Source organism: Ramlibacter alkalitolerans (assembly GCF_016722765.1).
Classification (GTDB): domain Bacteria; phylum Pseudomonadota; class Gammaproteobacteria; order Burkholderiales; family Burkholderiaceae_C; genus Ramlibacter; species Ramlibacter alkalitolerans.
This window is the reverse complement of record NZ_JAEQND010000005.1, coordinates 207,418-222,158: the sequence shown is the minus strand read 5'-3', so window position 1 is coordinate 222,158 and position 14,741 is coordinate 207,418. Positions and strand designations below refer to the sequence as shown.

17 protein-coding genes are annotated in these 14,741 nt (G+C 67.8%); 7 read left to right on the top strand and 10 right to left on the bottom strand.

Annotated features, from left to right (window positions below):
- Positions 1–69: 69 nt before the first annotated feature.
- Positions 70–1,680, top strand: a complete 1,611-nt coding sequence (locus tag JI746_RS10445; protein WP_201689207.1) for a PglL family O-oligosaccharyltransferase — start codon at positions 70–72, stop codon at positions 1,678–1,680.
- Here the strand turns inward: JI746_RS10445 and JI746_RS10440 are convergent.
- Both JI746_RS10440 and moaC read right to left on the bottom strand, forming a co-directional pair.
- A complete protein-coding gene (locus tag JI746_RS10440; protein WP_201689205.1) occupies positions 1,677–2,027 on the bottom strand; it encodes a hypothetical protein in 351 nt (116 codons plus the stop codon). The genes JI746_RS10445 and JI746_RS10440 overlap by 4 nt on opposite strands.
- 114 nt (positions 2,028–2,141) lie before the next feature.
- Positions 2,142–2,630 carry a cyclic pyranopterin monophosphate synthase MoaC gene (gene moaC, locus JI746_RS10435; protein WP_201689204.1) on the bottom strand — a complete coding sequence of 163 codons (489 nt, stop codon included), beginning with the start codon at positions 2,628–2,630 and terminating at the stop codon, positions 2,142–2,144.
- A gap of 66 nt (positions 2,631–2,696) precedes the next feature.
- Between moaC and JI746_RS10430 the strand changes: the two genes are divergently transcribed.
- Complete coding sequence (locus JI746_RS10430) at positions 2,697–4,196, top strand: M48 family metalloprotease (protein WP_408004093.1); 1,500 nt, start codon at positions 2,697–2,699, stop codon at positions 4,194–4,196.
- Here JI746_RS10430 and JI746_RS10425 read toward each other — a convergent pair.
- The 5 genes from JI746_RS10425 to JI746_RS10405 form a co-directional block, all read right to left on the bottom strand.
- Positions 4,164–4,517 (bottom strand): phage holin family protein, encoded by a 354-nt coding sequence (locus tag JI746_RS10425; protein ID WP_201689526.1) that lies wholly within the window; start codon positions 4,515–4,517, stop codon positions 4,164–4,166. The two genes, JI746_RS10430 and JI746_RS10425, sit on opposite strands and share 33 nt — an antisense overlap.
- A gap of 39 nt (positions 4,518–4,556) precedes the next feature.
- Positions 4,557–4,976, bottom strand: a complete 420-nt coding sequence (locus tag JI746_RS10420; RefSeq protein ID WP_201689203.1) for a hypothetical protein — start codon at positions 4,974–4,976, stop codon at positions 4,557–4,559.
- 22 nt (positions 4,977–4,998) lie between these two features.
- A complete protein-coding gene (locus JI746_RS10415; protein WP_201689201.1) occupies positions 4,999–5,697 on the bottom strand; it encodes a TerC family protein in 699 nt (232 codons plus the stop codon).
- Between the two features lie 295 nt (positions 5,698–5,992).
- Positions 5,993–7,831 (bottom strand): sulfatase-like hydrolase/transferase, encoded by a 1,839-nt coding sequence (locus tag JI746_RS10410; RefSeq protein ID WP_201689199.1) that lies wholly within the window; start codon positions 7,829–7,831, stop codon positions 5,993–5,995.
- Positions 7,832–7,841: 10 nt separating this feature from the next.
- Entirely contained in the window at positions 7,842–8,594 is a 753-nt protein-coding gene (locus JI746_RS10405) for a class I SAM-dependent methyltransferase (RefSeq protein WP_201689194.1), read from the bottom strand.
- Between the two features lie 153 nt (positions 8,595–8,747).
- Here JI746_RS10405 and JI746_RS10400 point away from each other — a divergent pair, with 153 nt between their 5' ends.
- On the top strand, positions 8,748–9,185 hold the full coding sequence (locus JI746_RS10400) for a DUF3717 domain-containing protein (protein WP_201689192.1): 438 nt from the start codon (positions 8,748–8,750) through the stop codon (positions 9,183–9,185).
- Positions 9,186–9,187: 2 nt separating this feature from the next.
- Positions 9,188–9,487 (top strand): putative signal transducing protein, encoded by a 300-nt coding sequence (locus JI746_RS10395; protein ID WP_201689190.1) that lies wholly within the window; start codon positions 9,188–9,190, stop codon positions 9,485–9,487.
- 109 nt (positions 9,488–9,596) lie between these two features.
- Here JI746_RS10395 and JI746_RS10390 read toward each other — a convergent pair whose 3' ends face one another.
- Positions 9,597–10,157, bottom strand: a complete 561-nt coding sequence (locus JI746_RS10390) for a YaeQ family protein (RefSeq protein ID WP_201689187.1) — start codon at positions 10,155–10,157, stop codon at positions 9,597–9,599.
- A 13-nt stretch (positions 10,158–10,170) separates the two neighbouring features.
- Positions 10,171–11,550, bottom strand: a complete 1,380-nt coding sequence (purB, locus tag JI746_RS10385; protein WP_201689186.1) for an adenylosuccinate lyase — start codon at positions 11,548–11,550, stop codon at positions 10,171–10,173.
- A gap of 138 nt (positions 11,551–11,688) precedes the next feature.
- Here purB and JI746_RS10380 point away from each other — a divergent pair, with 138 nt between their 5' ends.
- Positions 11,689–12,303 carry a glutathione S-transferase N-terminal domain-containing protein gene (locus tag JI746_RS10380; RefSeq protein WP_201689184.1) on the top strand — a complete coding sequence of 205 codons (615 nt, stop codon included), beginning with the start codon at positions 11,689–11,691 and terminating at the stop codon, positions 12,301–12,303.
- Between the two features lie 292 nt (positions 12,304–12,595).
- Here JI746_RS10380 and JI746_RS10375 read toward each other — a convergent pair whose 3' ends face one another.
- Positions 12,596–13,186, bottom strand: coding sequence for a glutathione peroxidase (locus JI746_RS10375; protein WP_201689183.1), 591 nt, complete (start codon positions 13,184–13,186; stop codon positions 12,596–12,598).
- Positions 13,187–13,326: 140 nt separating this feature from the next.
- Between JI746_RS10375 and JI746_RS10370 the strand changes: the two genes are divergently transcribed.
- Both JI746_RS10370 and rfaE2 read left to right on the top strand, forming a co-directional pair.
- Positions 13,327–14,193: a ferritin family protein gene (locus tag JI746_RS10370; protein WP_201689182.1), complete on the top strand. Its 867-nt coding sequence runs from the start codon at positions 13,327–13,329 to the stop codon at positions 14,191–14,193.
- Complete coding sequence (gene rfaE2 / locus JI746_RS10365) at positions 14,190–14,675, top strand: D-glycero-beta-D-manno-heptose 1-phosphate adenylyltransferase (protein ID WP_201689180.1); 486 nt, start codon at positions 14,190–14,192, stop codon at positions 14,673–14,675. The genes JI746_RS10370 and rfaE2 overlap by 4 nt, the downstream gene beginning before the upstream one ends.
- Positions 14,676–14,741 lie beyond the last annotated feature (66 nt).

Here is a 14,741-nt window from a genome sequence, read left to right as displayed (position 1 = left end):
GCAGAATGCTGCACTCGCACGATGCACGATGACGTTTCCGCCCTCCAAGGGCGATGCGCGACAGCCCTGATGACCACCCGCCTGCCTTGGCCGGCGGCTGCCAGCGCACTGCTGGTCGCACTGCCCTGGTTGAATCCCTTCGCCATGGGGCCTTCGCCCTCCGTGCAGCCGTGGCTCGTCGCGATGGCCTGCGCCGTGGGGCTCTGGCTGATCGCGCCCTCCGGCCCGCAGCGCGCGGTCCTGCACTTGGTCGCCGCCGCGGCGGCACTCGTGGCGTGGGCCCTGCTGCCGCACCTGCCCCTGCATCCCGAAGTCCTCTTCCTCGCCGGTGGCCTGCTGCTGATCGTGCTGGCGGCCGCTGTCGCCGACGATCCAGCTATCGCCCACGGCGTGAAAGTCGGATTGCTCACCGCAGCCTGCGTGAGTGCGGTGCTGGGCCTCCTGCAGTACTTCGGCCTGTCCGAACTCTTCCACCCTTGGGTGAGCCGCGCCTCCGCCGGCGAGGCTTACGCCAACCTGCGCCAGCCGAACCAGTACGCCACCCTCAGCTGGATCGGTGCCGCGGTGCTGCTGTGGGGCAACTTGCGGCTGCGTCCGTTGCTCGCCACCGTGCTGATCGCGCTGCTGGCCGTCGGCAGTGCTGCCTCCGTGTCGCGCACGGGCGTGCTGGAAGGCTTCGTGCTCACCGTGCTGGCGGCCTGGTGGAACGGTCCGCAGCGGCGCACGCGCCTGCTGCAGTGTGCGGTGGCGGCGATCGCGTATTTCGCGGCCGCGTGGCTGCTCCCGGTGATGCTCGAAGCGCTGACTGGCGCGCTGCCTGGCCGTACCCTCTGGGGCCGCGTCGGCGGCTCGGAGGGATGCGGCAGCCGGCTGGTGCTCTGGTCCAACGTGCTGCACCTGATCGCGCAGAGGCCGCTGGCGGGCTGGGGCTGGGGCGAGCTCGACTACGCGCATTTCGCCACCCTCTATCCCGGGCCGCGCTTCTGCGACATCCTGGACAACGCCCACAGCCTCCCGCTTCACCTGGCGGTCGAACTGGGCGTGCCGGCCGCCCTGCTGGTATGCGGCGGCGCGCTCGTGTGGATCGTGCGGCAGCGGCCTTGGCGCGAAACCGCCCCCCAGCGCCAACTCGCGTGGGCGATCGTGGCCCTCATCCTGCTTCACAGCCTGCTGGAGTACCCGCTCTGGTACGGCCCGTTCCAGCTCGCGTTCGGCGCCGCACTCGGTTGGTTACTGGTAACCCCCGGTCAACGGAAGCGCGCGGTCCGGCGAGCGTCGGCGCTGGCGCTGGGCATCGCGCTGCTGGCCGCAACCGCCGCCGTCGCCTGGGATTACGAGCGGGTCAGCCAGATCTACCTGCCGCCCGCCGAACGGCGCCCGGCGTGGCGCGAGGATGCCCTGGGCAACGCCCGGCGCTCCTGGCTGTTCGCCGGGCAGGCCGGCTTTGCCGACCTGACGTTGTCATCGGTGACGCAGGACAACGCGGCGCGCCTGCATGCGCTGGCGCTGCAGATGCTGCATTACTCGCCCGAGCCGCGGGTGATCGAGCGCGCGATCGAAAGCGCGACCCTGCTCGGACGCGAGGAAGAGGCGGTGCAATGGCTGGCGCGCTACCGCGCTGCGTTCCCGAGCGAGTACCGGGCCTGGAAGGAGCGCGACCGGGGCCTGCGCAGCGACTAGATGTCGCGCTTGCGCCGAACGCTGGCGAAGGCGTCGACGTCGTCGAACTGGCTGAGCTGGCTGGGCTGCGCGTCGCGGACGAACACCCGGTTCTGCGGAACGATGTCCTGCATCTGGCTGTCGAGCGCCATGCACGAGTCTTCCCAGGCGCTCCAGTCGGCCTGGGTATTGCCTTCAGCAACCACCTCCGGCAGGGGCGCCGTGTCCTGGAAACGCGGGGCATGGCGCAGGGCGCTGTCCACCCGCGCCGCAGCCGCGCGAGTCGGCGTCCGCAGCGGCGCGGAGGCGATAGCGCGCCCCGGCGGCCGTGCCGGCGCCGCTACGCGTCGCTTGAGCCAGGTGAACATGGTGCAAACCCCTCCTCGTCCCGGTCCGGCCTTCAAATTGATACCGGTCCCTTAACACTGATACATCTTCAGGATGCATTCTGCTGGAGCTTAGGGAGGAGGCGCAAGTAGGTGTTAGCCCCGCACGTAGCTGCCTGACTTGCCGCCGTGCTTTTCGCACAGGCGGACGTCGGTGATCGTCATCCCGCGGTCCACGGCCTTGCACATGTCGTAGATGGTCAAAAGGGCGACATTCACGGCCGTGAGAGCTTCCATTTCGACCCCGGTGGGGCCCACCGTTTCCACCGTGGCGGTGCACACGACGGCGTCGGCGCCGCCCGCCTGGGCCGGCGCGAGTTCGAAGTCCACCGCCACGCGCGTGAGGGCCAGCGGATGGCACAGCGGAATCAGCTCGCTGGTCTTCTTGGCGGCCATGATCCCGGCGACGCGGGCGATGCCCAGGACGTCGCCTTTCTTTACGGTTCCTGCCTGGATGATGGCCAGGGTAGCGGGTAGCATCTCGATGCGGCCGGCCGCCACGGCCACCCGGTGCGTCGCCGCCTTGGCCGCCACGTCCACCATGTGGGCCTGCCCCTGGGCGTCGAAGTGGGTAAGTCCGCTCATGCAACAACCATCCGTTTCCTTGTCTGGCCATCATACGGGCGACGTGCACCTGGAGCCGTCTTGAGATTGCCTGTCCTGTCCCTGGGCCGCCGCGCGCTGGCTGCCACGCTCGCCGCGCTGCTGGCCGTCGCGCCGCCGGCCGGCGCGCAACTCCCGACATTGGGCGATAGCGGCGACGTCACCACCAGCGCCGAGCGCAAGCTGGGCGAGAGCATCGCGCGCGAGCTGTACCGGGACCCCGACTACATCGACGACCCCGTCCTGGTCGAATACGTGCAGAGCCTGTGGCAGCCCCTGCTGGCCGCGGCGCGCACGCGCGGCGAGCTGACCAGCGAGATGGACGAACGCTTTGCCTGGCAGGTGCTCCTGGGCAAGGACCGGACGATCAACGCCTTCGCACTGCCCGGCGGATGGATGGGCCTCAACCTGGGGCTGGTGAGCATCACGGCCAACCGCGACGAACTGGCATCGGTGCTCGCGCACGAACTGAGCCACGTGACGCAGCGCCACATCTCGCGCCTGGTCACCCGCGGCAACCAGCAGGCGCCCTGGATGCTCGCTGCGATGATCCTCGGCGCCATGGCGGCCACCCGCAACCCGCAGGCCGGCGGGGCCCTCATGGCGGGCGGCCAGGCGCTGGCGGCCCAGCAGCAGCTGAATTTCTCCCGCGACATGGAGCGCGAGGCCGATCGCATCGGTTTCGGCGTCGCCGGCCAGGCGGGGTTCCAGCCGCAGGGCTTCGTGACCATGTTCGAGAAGCTGCAGCAGGCCGCGCGCCTGAACGACAACGGCAACTATCCCTACCTGCGCACCCACCCGATGACGAGCGAGCGGATCGCGGACATGCAGTCGCGCCAGCAGCTCGCCGACCACAAGCCGGTGCAGCCGACGGCGGAACACGCGCTGATGGCCGGCCGGGCCCGCGTGTTTTCCAATCCCGGCGTCGACGCGCTGCGCGCGATGGTCGCCGAGGCCGACGCGAGTGGCTTCGCGGCCCTGCCGCGCCCGCGCCAGCTCGGCATCCTGTACGCGGCAACCTTGGCCGCCTCGCGCCTGCGCGACCCGGCGGCCACCCGGCGCCTGCTGGCACGCCTGGACGCGGCGGCTGCCAGCGACACGGCCGCCCAGCGGCTGGCGCGGCTGCTGGCCGGGGAGATCGCCCTGGCCGAAGGCGACGCGGCCCGCGTGCTGCGCACCGTCGACGTCGAGAGCAAGCGCCGACCGGAACTGCTGCTCACGGCGCAGGCGCAGATCCAGACCGGGAAGGCCGGCGAGGCGGCGCAGCGCCTGCAGACCTGGGTGGCGACGCAGCCGCGCGACGCCGCGGCGTGGCAGCTGCTTTCCTCCGCCTATGGCGCGCAGGGCCAGTCGGTTCGTGCGGTGCGCGCGGATGCCGAAGCGCGGGTGGCGCAGCTCGATTACACGGCGGCACTCGACCGGTTCAAGGCGGCGCAGGACCTGGTGCGCAAGGGCGCCGGAGGTGCCGACTACATCGAGGCGTCGATCATCGACACCCGCGCCCGCCAGGTCGAATCAAGGCTTCGCGAACAGGCGCTCGAGCGCTGATTCGATCACCACGCCGAGGGCGGTGTAGATCAGCGAGCCGGCCAGCGCCGCGACGAAGTCGCGCACCACGAAGCCCTGCAGCACGGCAGCCGCGGCCCAGAACACCAGCGCATTGATCACGAACAGGAACAGGCCCAGCGTGAGCACGGTGACGGGCAAGGTGAGCACCACGAGCACCGGCCGTACCACCGTGTTGAGCAGGCCGATGACCAGCGCCGCAGCCATGGCGGAACCGAAGGACTTCAGCTCCACGCCGCTGTACACGTAGGCGACGAACAGCAGCGCCGAGGCGCTGAGCAGCCACTTCGTGACGAGCTTCAGCATGGCGGCAAGGATAGCAGCCGTGCCGCGCAGCGCCGCTCAGGTGTCCAGGGCAACGAAGGAGCAGAGGAGCCACGCACCGAGCCCGAGCAATGCCCCCGGGGACCATTGCATGGCGTCGTTGCCGCCCACCGACTTGGGGCGGCGCGCGTCGACCACGCGCGCTTCGCCATGTTCGGCGAGCAGGGCGCGCGTGAGCTCCGGCAGCGGCCCCTTGGCCAGGATCGGAGTGACCGTGTCGCCGCGCTTTTGCAGCGGCGGCACGACCTGGTCGAACAGCTTGTCGGCCCACTTGGCGCGCCAGTTCTCGCGCGCCGAGTGGCTGACCCATTTGCTGATGCGGTGCGTCATGCGCGGGGCGCAGGCGACGAGCAGCCAGTGCGTCGGCTGGGCGACGGCTGCGGACAACTGGGCCTGCGCATAGCTGGCGTCGTCCAGGTACAAGATCACCTTTTCCATGAAACCTCCTGGAGCGCCGCCCTCACGGCGCATCGGCGGATCGGCGCCCTGCGCGGGTGGCCAGCCACCCCGCGGCCAGCACGCCGGCGATGCAGACAGCATACGTGCTCCAGCGGGCAAATGCATGCAGGGTTCCTGCGGGGTCGAACACCGCGTCGAGCAGTTGTTCACCGATGATCATCTTGGCCGCCGTGAACGCCAGCACCGCCGCACCGAGGTGGATGATGATGGGGAAGCGCTCGACCAGCTTGAGGACCATGCTGCTGCCGAACACCACGATGGGGACGCTGACCAGCAGGCCGATCACGACCAGGTCGAACGCACCGTGCGCGGCTCCCGCCACGCCCAGGACGTTGTCGACGCCCATCAGCGCGTCAGCCACCACGATGGTGCGCATCGCGCCCCAGAAGGTGCTCGCGACCGGGCCGTGCGCGTCGCTGCCGCCGTCCTCCGCGATGAGCCGGTAGGCGATCCACAGCAGGCCGAGTCCACCCAGCAGCATGAGCCCCGGAACCTGCAGCAGCCACACCACGCCGATCGTCATGAGCGAGCGCATCGCGATGGCGCCGACGGTTCCCCAGACGATCGCCTTCCTCTGCAGTTTCTGCGGCAGGTTGCGGGCGGCGAGCGCGATGACGATCGCGTTGTCGCCCGCCAGCACCAGGTCGATGAGGATGATGGCCAGCAGGGCCGACCACCAGGCGGGGGAGAGAAATTCCATTGCGAAGCTCCGAAAGGGCAGAAAAAATCACCCGGCGGAACGGATCGCAACACGTACGTGGAGGCGGACGGGGCTCGATCCAGGCCGCGCGGGCCCGATCGAAGGTCTTGCTCGGCTGCAGTGCTGGTGACTGCCGCCCGGCGCGCCGGAAGCTTGCGCTTCGTATTGACGGCGGGCCGATGACTCCGCGCCCCTGCAGGGCCGCGGGCCGGGAGCTACTCCCCTTCGCGAACGACGATTAGACCACAGCTTGGGCGTTTGCGTTCGCGCCGGCCGTCTCGCGCGGATCGCAAGCTCAGTGCGAACTCACGAATTCGCGTGCGTTGACTTCCAGCGGTGTCAGGACCGTGCGCCAGCGCTTGCGATCGGAAGGATCCAGCTGAGCCGCTCGGTTGCTGGATTCCAGCGGGTCCGTGTCGAGATCGAAGGCGAATTCCTGGCCAGTGCGCGCGTCGATCCAGTACTTCCAGGTGCGGCCGTCCTGCTTGCGTTCGACCACTCCGAACTCGGCGCCTTGCTGGAAATGAACCTGGCGCCCGCCCGGCGCGGCCGCCGACTGCAGAGGCACCCCTGACCACGTCGCCGGGACTGGGATTCCCAGTTGCGACAGCACGGTGGGCGCAATGTCGACTTGCGAAGCCAGCCGACCTTCATTGATGCGTAGCGGCGCAGCCTTGCCGAATGTCATGAGCACCAGCGGGATGTCCACGACTTCACTGAAGACGCCCTTGGCGTGTGCATAGAGGCCGCGCTCGCCGATGTACTCCCCATGGTCGGCGGTCACGATCACGATCGCGTCGTCCAGCAAGCCTTTGCTGCGCAGCACGTCCAGCAGTTGGCCAATGGTCTCGTCCGCCTTTTGCACGCCACTGTCATAGAAGTTGACGAACCTCTGTCTTTGCTCCTCCGATGGCGACTTGGGCGGGGGCGGGAAATAGTTCTCCTCCTCGCCGAAGCGTTCCGGTGGCGAGCGGCGCCCCACCACGTGGGCTGCCATGAGGTGGACCTGGAGGAAATTCCCCTGCGCCGAACGCGTTTTCAGCTGCTTCAGTGCCCCGAGGACGTTCGCATCGTCGTTGGCGTAGGCCCAGCGCGCCATGGACCCGTCGAAGTAGCTGTCCACCTGTCCGTACATGGCCCGCAGCCCATAGAAATTGGTGTGGTCGCCGCTCAACACCATGTGTGCCTCGTAGCCATGCAGGCGCAGGACTTCTGCCAGCGCAAGGGGCTTGTCGACAAACTGGTGGACGTACCGGGAACTCGCGATGCCCAGCAGGCCGCAGGCAGATTCGGCGCAGACGCTCTGGACTCGCCGGAGCCGGGTCGCCGATCCGGTCGCCACCGCCCCGCTCAGGAACGGGGTGGTCGGACGCGCGTACCCGTACACCCCCATGTTGCGCGACCTCAGGGCGTCGGAAACGATCAGGATGACGTTGCTCCCCGGCCGCCGTTGCACATTGGCGTAGGCCGCCCGCGCGGCAAGCTCGTCCCGGGCGAGCTGTGCACTCTGTGGGAGATGATTGTGCTGGAACTTGCGGGAAAAGGGATCCGGCCAGAAGCTCAGGGCTAGCGGCTCGCCGTCCGTGGTCGGGGGAGCCTCCGTGTAGCGCCAAGCGAAGATGGCCAACACGAGGACGGTTGCGCATCCGGCAGCGTCCATCACGCGTGGAGCGCGTGCGATCGCAGCGGGCACCCAGTCTCTTCGCTTGTAGAACGCATGAATGCATGCCACCAGTGCAAGAAAGAGGACGAGCAGCAACCCCCCCGCCACGTACACGATCGGGCCGAACACGTCCGGCATGTACGAGATCTGGTGCACGTAGGTTGACAGGAGCCCCCACGACACCAGGTAGCCCCAGGCCCCGAAGCCGACGACCGCCAGGATGTAATAGAGGCAAAGTGCAAGGAGCACCGTGGCGGTGAGCAGCGCGCCGCCCGCGGCCGACGCCTTGCGGCCGGACACGCAAGCAAGCAGCCAGCGGATCAATACCGTCACCGCCGCAAGCGCGCCCACGACACCCAAGTGCGGCAGCACCGCAGCCGACGTGGCGCCCAACCTGCTCGTATAGATCCAGAGGAAGGCCGCGGCAGGAGCCAGCCATGCCAACGCCTCCAGCAATGCCGCCGTCAGCATACGCTGCGGATCAGGCGCGCTTGACATTTCGGATGTGGACCAGTTTCGACAGGCCCATGAGATTGGCGTTCTGCACCGAGAGCACCTGCCACTCATGACGTTCGATGTGCTCCGCGTACGCAAAAGTCGAGCGAAAGCCGATCCTGTTTGCCAGCCGGCTGGACATCCATTCGAAGAACATCCAGAAGCCGCTGCCACTGAAATGGTTGAGGATCAGGATGTGCCCGTCGGGCTTGCAGACGCGCCGTATCTCGGCCACGAGACGATGGGGGTCGGGGGTCACCGACAGGACGTAGGGAACGGCGACACAGTCGAAGCTGTCGTCTGGAAACTGGAGAGCCTCGGCGTCCATGCGCAGGAGTTGGAGGCGACCGGTCCGAGGACAACGAGCCCTGTCTTGCGCCTTGTCCAGCATTTCCTGGGACAGGTCGACGCCCGTGATATTCGTCTCCGGGGGATAGCGATGCAGGGTCAGGCCCGTGCCGACGCCGACCTCCAGCAGGTCCGTCGGGCGAAGCCGCTCCACGAGGCGGCACATCTTCCGACGCCCGTCTTCCAGCACACGGCCAAAGAGACGGTCGTAGATGGGGGCGTAATACCTGTACGTTGTTATGACGTTGTTCTGGCTAACCACACTCAACATGACTCTCCGTTCCGATCTCTTGAAGGCAGCGCTCGGCCTGCCTTCCGGCGCCGCTGCATTGTGCTGCCATGCCAGTTCGCCGGTCGCGCCCGATGAGCGCTCGTTGCGCCCGGGCCACATTGATCGCGTCGTATTTCACAGCCGCGGCGGCCGATGCGCAGCCTCCGTACGAGGAGTGATCGCCGAATTTGCCACGGGCCGCCTCAGGCAGTGGAGCAGCATCGTCCCGCTGATCCACGCGGCCCTATGATGTCGGACGCTCATTGCCTTGCCATGGCCGGCATCCACATCACAGACCTCGAAGCCGCCATCAACTACTGGCGCGAGCGCAAGCCCTCGCCGGATGGCGTCACGCTCGCGCCGGAGCTGCGCGCGCTGGCCGAGGTGTATGCGCTGATGGTGTTCCACCACGAGGATGGAGCCGACGAACGCGGCTTTCCGGCGAAAGCCTATGCGGCGTGGAAGGCCTGGTACGACACGCAACCCGACACGCCCTGCATCGCGATCTGTTCCACCTCCCAGGGCGACACGCTGTGCAAGGGCTGTGGGCGCAGCTTCGACGAGGTGCAGCACTGGCCCGCCATGACACCGGCCGCCAAGCGCCAGGTGTGGCGCCGCATCACGCTGCAGGCAAGCGCCTGGCGCTTCAATCGTTACGCGGAGCGCGCAGGCGCGGGCGCCCCGCCCGCCACGCCGGCCGCGCCGTCCTGAACGTGCGGCGCCTCACCCAAGCCCCCAACATCGCGATCGCCTCGATGTGGGCAGACACGCTGCGCCAGGCCGGCATCGAGGCCTCGGTGCAGCGCCAGTTCCTCTCCAGCGTCGCCGGCGAGCTGCCGCCGGACCAGTGCCTGCCGGAGATCTGGGTGATGCACGACGAGCAGCTGGAGCCCGCGCGGGTGCTGCTGCGCCAGTTGCAACAGCTACCGCAGCGCCGCTGGCGGTGCGCGTGCGGGGAGCTGGTGGAGGGAGGGTTCGAGTCGTGCTGGAACTGCGGGCGGCCGATGCCTTGAGCTGGCCGTTCGCGTAGGCTGGCGGTGAGCGCCGACAGGCCGAACCCCAGCGCTGGGGTTCCGGCGCTTCGCGCGTCACCACCAGCCTACGAGCGCAGCCACCAGCGCGCTATTTCCAGCGGACCGGTTCGATGTCCACATGCCGGCTCGCATCCCCGAGCATCAGCACGCCTTCCTGGATCGTCGCCTGCAATTGCATCGAGCGTTGTGCCAGCTTCTGCAATGCCTGCGAAGCCTCGGTCGGGACGCGCCAGACGGACAGGTTCGGCAGCCGCGTGAGCTTGGTGGCGATTCCCTTCCACCACACTTCGGCCGCGTGATGGAAGGCATACACCGCCACCTGCTCGGACTGGCGGCAGGCCTTGGCGAGCGCCACTTCATCGGGCTGGCCCACCTCGATCCACAGGCGCGTGAGGCCGGTGAAATCGCGCAGCCACACATCGGGCTCCTCGGGGTCCGACAGCCCCTTGCCGAAGGCCAGCGTGCCGTCGCCGCCGCAGACCGTCTGCAGTTCGTGCGCGTGGAAGGCCAGTGCGGCCAGCCGCACCATCATGCGTTCGTCGGTTTCGCTGGGATGGCGCGCCAGCGTGAGCGCGTGGTCGGCGTAATAGCCGCGGTCGATGTCGGCCACGGCGAGCTGCGCCTTGAAGACGGTGGATTTGAGGGCCAAGGGCGTGCCGCCTTCAGACGCGGCGCGCGAGTTCGGCGGCCTTGCCGGTGTACGACGCGGGCGTCATGGCCAGCAGCCGGTCCTTTTCTTCCTGCGGGATCTCCAGCGAGCGGATCAGGCCGTGCAGGTCCTGCGCCGAGACCACCTTGCCCCGCGTGACTTCCTTGAGCTTCTCGTAGGCGCCGTGCACGCCGTAGCGGCGCATCACGGTCTGGATCGGTTCGGCCAGCACTTCCCACGCGGCGTCGAGATCGGTGCGCAGCGCTTCCTCGTTCAGTTCCAGCTTGGCGAGGCCGGCGCCCAAGGCGTGGTACGCGAGCGCCGCATACCCCAGCGCCACGCCCATGTTGCGCAGCACCGTGGAATCGGTCAGGTCGCGCTGCCAACGCGAGACGGGCAGCTTCTCCGCCAGGTGTTTGAGCAGCGCATTGGCGAGCCCCAGGTTGCCTTCGGCGTTCTCGAAGTCGATCGGGTTGACCTTGTGCGGCATGGTGGAGGAGCCGATCTCGCCCGCGCGCAGCTTCTGCTTGAAGTAGCCGAGGCTCACGTAGCCCCAGACGTCGCGGCACCAGTCGATCAGGATCGTGTTGACGCGCGCGACGGCGTCGAACAGTTCCGCCATGTAGTCGTGCGGCTCGATCTGGATGCTGTACGGCTGGAAGGTCAGCCCCAGGCCGAGCGGCTCGTGCGATTCCACCACCTTGCGGCTGAAGGCCTCCCAGTCGAAGTCGGGCCAGGCGGCCAGGTGCGCGTTGTAGTTGCCGACGGCGCCGTTCATCTTGGCCAGCAGCCTCACCGACGCGATCTTCTCGCGCGCCGCCGCCAGGCGCACCACGACGTTGGCGACCTCCTTGCCCACGGTGGTGGGGCTGGCGGTCTGGCCGTGCGTGCGGCTCAACATCGGCACGTCCGCGTACTGGTGCGCCATCTCGCGCATCTTCGCGATCACCGCGTCGATCGCCGGCAGCAGCACCTGCTCGCGCGCCCCCTTCAGCTGCAGCGCGTGGCTGGTGTTGTTGATGTCCTCGCTGGTGCAGGCGAAGTGGACGAACTCGCTGGCCGCGCGCAGTTCCGGCCGGGCGTCGAACTTCGACTTGATCCAGTACTCCACGGCCTTGACGTCGTGGTTGGTGGTCTTCTCGATGTCCTTGATCGCGGCGGCATCGGCCTCGGAGAAGTTCTTCACCAGGCCCAGGAGGTAGGTGCGTGCCCCGGGCGTGAGCGGCCGGAATTCGGCGAAGCCGGCATCGGACAGCGCGATGAACCAGCAGACCTCCACCTGCACGCGCTTGTGCATGTAGCCCTGTTCGCTCATCAGGGGACGCAGCGGTGCCAGCCGCGCGGCGTAGCGCCCGTCCAGCGGGGACAGCGCGGAGATCGTGGAAAGGGGCATGGCGCAATTCTAGGCGGCGCGTCTCGCAGCCCCCCGACGGCGTCCTGTCGCAGGCCCACGACAGCGCTTGAAATCCATTCCCCTAGAATGAATCCGGACGTTCCCCCTCCCAGAAACAGAACACGCCAGGCAGCTCCCATGAAGTTGATCGGATCCACCGCCAGCCCCTACGTGCGCAAGGTGCGCGTCGTGATGGCCGAGAAGAAGCTGGATTACCAGTTCGTGGAAGAGGACGTATGGGCCGCCGACACGACCATCATGCATTCCAACCCGCTCGGCAAGGTGCCCTGCCTGGTGATGGAAGGCGGCGAGGCGCTGTTCGACTCGCGCGTGATCGTGGAGTACCTGGACACGCTGTCGCCGGTGGGCAAGCTCATTCCGGCCGTGGGCCGCGAGCGTGCCGAGGTCAAGACCTGGGAAGCGCTGGCCGACGGCGTGCTCGACGCCCTGATCCTCGCCCGGCTCGAAGCCCACTGGGCGGGCCGTGCCAAGCCGCAGCGCTGCCAGGCCTGGATCGACCGCCAGCTCGCCAAGACGCAGACCAGCCTCAAGGCCATGAGCCAGGGCCTGGGCGACAAGCCCTTCTGTGCCGGCATCTACCTGAGCCTGGCCGACATCGCGGTCGGCTGTGCCCTGGGCTACCTGGATTTCCGCTTCCCGGAGATCGACTGGCGCACGCCCTACCCGAACTTGGCGAAGCTGCAGGAAAAGCTGGCGCAGCGGACGAGCTTCGCCGACACGATCCCCGCCTGACGCGCCGCCCGGCACGCGAAAAAGCCGCCCACGGGCGGCTTTTCCATTGCATAAAAGTGCTGCGAAGCGCCCCGAAACGAAGAGGGAGGGAGGGAGGAGGAGAAGAGTCGCCTCAGGATTGCATTCGCGACCAGGGGCCCGAACGTCTTCGCAGCATCAAAACCGGAAATCCCTTCCTCCTTGCGATGGAGTCAAGCAAATACCCGACGGTTCCGGCCGAAATGCGATGAGTTCGTAAATAATTGTGAGTACAGATGCGCACACGCGACACTGCGGTGCAGCGGGCATCCCGTCAGTGGGCCGCCAGCTGCTGCTCCAGCGCCTTGAGGAGCTGGGGATCGCTGGGCGTCGTGCGGCTGGCGAACTGGGCCACGACCTTGCCATCGCGCCCGATCAGGTACTTGTGGAAGTTCCAGGCCGGTGCCTTGCCCGTCTGGGCCGCCAGCTGCCTGAACAGCGGATTGGCATCCTTGCCGGCTACCGAAGTCTTGCCGAACATCGGGAACTTGACCCCGAAGGTGTTCTCGCAGAAGTCGGCGATCTGCTTGTTGTCGCCGCTTTCCTGGTTGAAGTCGTTCGACGGGAAGCCCAGCACCACCAGGCCCTTGTCGCGGTAGCGGGAGTACAGGTCTTCCAGGCCCTGGTACTGCGGGGTGTAGCCGCAGTAGCTGGCGGTGTTCACCACCAGCAGCACGCGGCCCCGGTACTGGCACAGCGCCTGCGGCTTTTCGTCCTGGAGGCGCGGGAAGGTGTACTGCAGCAACGCCGGGCAGGAAGAACCCGCCTGCGGCGCACCGTCGGCGGGCGTCGCCGCGACGGCGGGCGCCGGGCCGGCGAGCAGCGAACCGGTCAGGACGGCGGCGAGGGCGGCCAGGCTTTTCATCGAACACTCCGGTGGGGGCGCGGGATTCCATTTTCACCCTGCGCGGCGCCCCGGATGTCGGAAGGGACATCCGGGTGCCCAACGGCCGGCAAGGGAAAACCCGATCTCCTAAAATGAAGGGTTACTCCAGAACCCAGGCCATGCTGTATCCCGAACTGTTCAAGCAACTCGAGTCCGTCCGCTGGGACATGGACAAGGACATCCCGTGGGACAGGTTCGACGCCTCGCTGCTGACCGAGGAACAGGCCCACACCATCAAGATGAACGCCATCACGGAGTGGGCCGCCCTGCCCGCCACCGAGATGTTCCTGCGCGACAACCGGGACGACAGCGACTTCTCCGCCTTCATGTCGATCTGGTTCTTCGAGGAACAGAAGCATTCGCTGGTGCTGATGGAGTACCTCAAGCGCTTCCGTCCCGACCTCGTGCCCACCGAGGAGGAACTGCACCAGGTCCGCTTCGAGTTCGACCCGGCACCCGCGCTCGAGACGCTCATGCTGCACTTCTGCGGCGAGATCCGCCTGAACCACTGGTACCGGCGTGCCGCCGAATGGCACACCGAGCCGGTGATCAAGCACATCTACCAGACGCTCAGCCAGGACGAAGCCCGCCACGGCGGCGCCTACCTGCGCTACATGAAGCGCGCGATCCAGAACTTCGGCAACGAGGCCCGCGCCGCATTCGCCAAGGTGGGTGTCCTCATGGCCAGCGCGCGCCGCACCGCGCAGGCCCTGCACCCGACCAACCTGCACGTGAACAAGGCCCTGTTCCCGCGCGACACGATCCAGTCGCGCCTGCCCAACCCCGAGTGGCTGGAGCACTGGCTCGACGAGCAGATCCACTTCGACCCGGTGTGGGAAAACAAGGTCGTCGAGCGCATCCTGCACAACCTGAGCCTGCTGATGGACCGCAGCTTCAAGTCCGTGCAGGAACTCAACCGGTTCCGCAAGGAAATGCAGGCCAGCCTGGGCTCTTCCGCCGAGGGCGGGGCGCCGCAGCCGGCGTGAGCCAGCCGGCGTTCCTGTCCAGGATCGTCGGCCGCCGGGAGGCGCCGGCGAGGCTGGCGCAGCTGCCCGGCCCGGTGGTCTTCACCAACGGCGTCTTCGACGTGCTGCACCGCGGGCACGTCACCTACCTCGCCCAGGCGCGGGCGGTCGGCGGCAGCCTGGTGGTGGCGCTGAACACCGATGCTTCGGCGCGCCGCCTGGGCAAGGGGCCCGACCGGCCCCTCAACAACGAGCAGGACCGCGCGATCGTGATCGCCGCCCTGGAATCGGTGAGCCTGGTGACCTGGTTCGACGAGGACACGCCGGTCGAACTGCTGTCGGAGCTGCGGCCGCACGTTTACGTCAAGGGCGGCGACTACGACATGCGCAAGCTGGCCGAGACGGCCCTGGTCGAAGGCTATGGCGGCCGGGCGCTGGCGATCCCGTTCGTGGACGGGTATTCGACCAGCCAGCTGGTTCAGAAGATCAAGGCCGGCTCGTAGGCTGGCGGTGACGCGCGAAGCGCCGGAACCCCAGCGCTGGGGTTCGCGCGCTGGCGCGGCTCACCA

Bases quoted from the DNA above. Each gene is read 5' to 3' on its own strand.
- JI746_RS10400 (WP_201689192.1), top strand. From the start codon at position 8,748: ATGGCCGGCATCCACATCACAGACCTCGAAGCCGCCATCAACTACTGG.
- JI746_RS10380 (WP_201689184.1), top strand. From the start codon at position 11,689: ATGAAGTTGATCGGATCCACCGCCAGCCCCTACGTGCGCAAGGTGCGC.
- JI746_RS10445 (WP_201689207.1), top strand. From the start codon at position 70: ATGACCACCCGCCTGCCTTGGCCGGCGGCTGCCAGCGCACTGCTGGTC.
- JI746_RS10375 (WP_201689183.1), bottom strand. From the start codon at position 13,186: ATGAAAAGCCTGGCCGCCCTCGCCGCCGTCCTGACCGGTTCGCTGCTC.
- JI746_RS10410 (WP_201689199.1), bottom strand. From the start codon at position 7,831: ATGCTGACGGCGGCATTGCTGGAGGCGTTGGCATGGCTGGCTCCTGCC.
- moaC (WP_201689204.1), bottom strand. From the start codon at position 2,630: ATGAGCGGACTTACCCACTTCGACGCCCAGGGGCAGGCCCACATGGTG.
- JI746_RS10370 (WP_201689182.1), top strand. From the start codon at position 13,327: ATGCTGTATCCCGAACTGTTCAAGCAACTCGAGTCCGTCCGCTGGGAC.
- purB (WP_201689186.1), bottom strand. From the start codon at position 11,550: ATGCCCCTTTCCACGATCTCCGCGCTGTCCCCGCTGGACGGGCGCTAC.
- JI746_RS10420 (WP_201689203.1), bottom strand. From the start codon at position 4,976: ATGGAAAAGGTGATCTTGTACCTGGACGACGCCAGCTATGCGCAGGCC.
- JI746_RS10405 (WP_201689194.1), bottom strand. From the start codon at position 8,594: ATGTGGCCCGGGCGCAACGAGCGCTCATCGGGCGCGACCGGCGAACTG.
- JI746_RS10440 (WP_201689205.1), bottom strand. From the start codon at position 2,027: ATGTTCACCTGGCTCAAGCGACGCGTAGCGGCGCCGGCACGGCCGCCG.
- JI746_RS10415 (WP_201689201.1), bottom strand. From the start codon at position 5,697: ATGGAATTTCTCTCCCCCGCCTGGTGGTCGGCCCTGCTGGCCATCATC.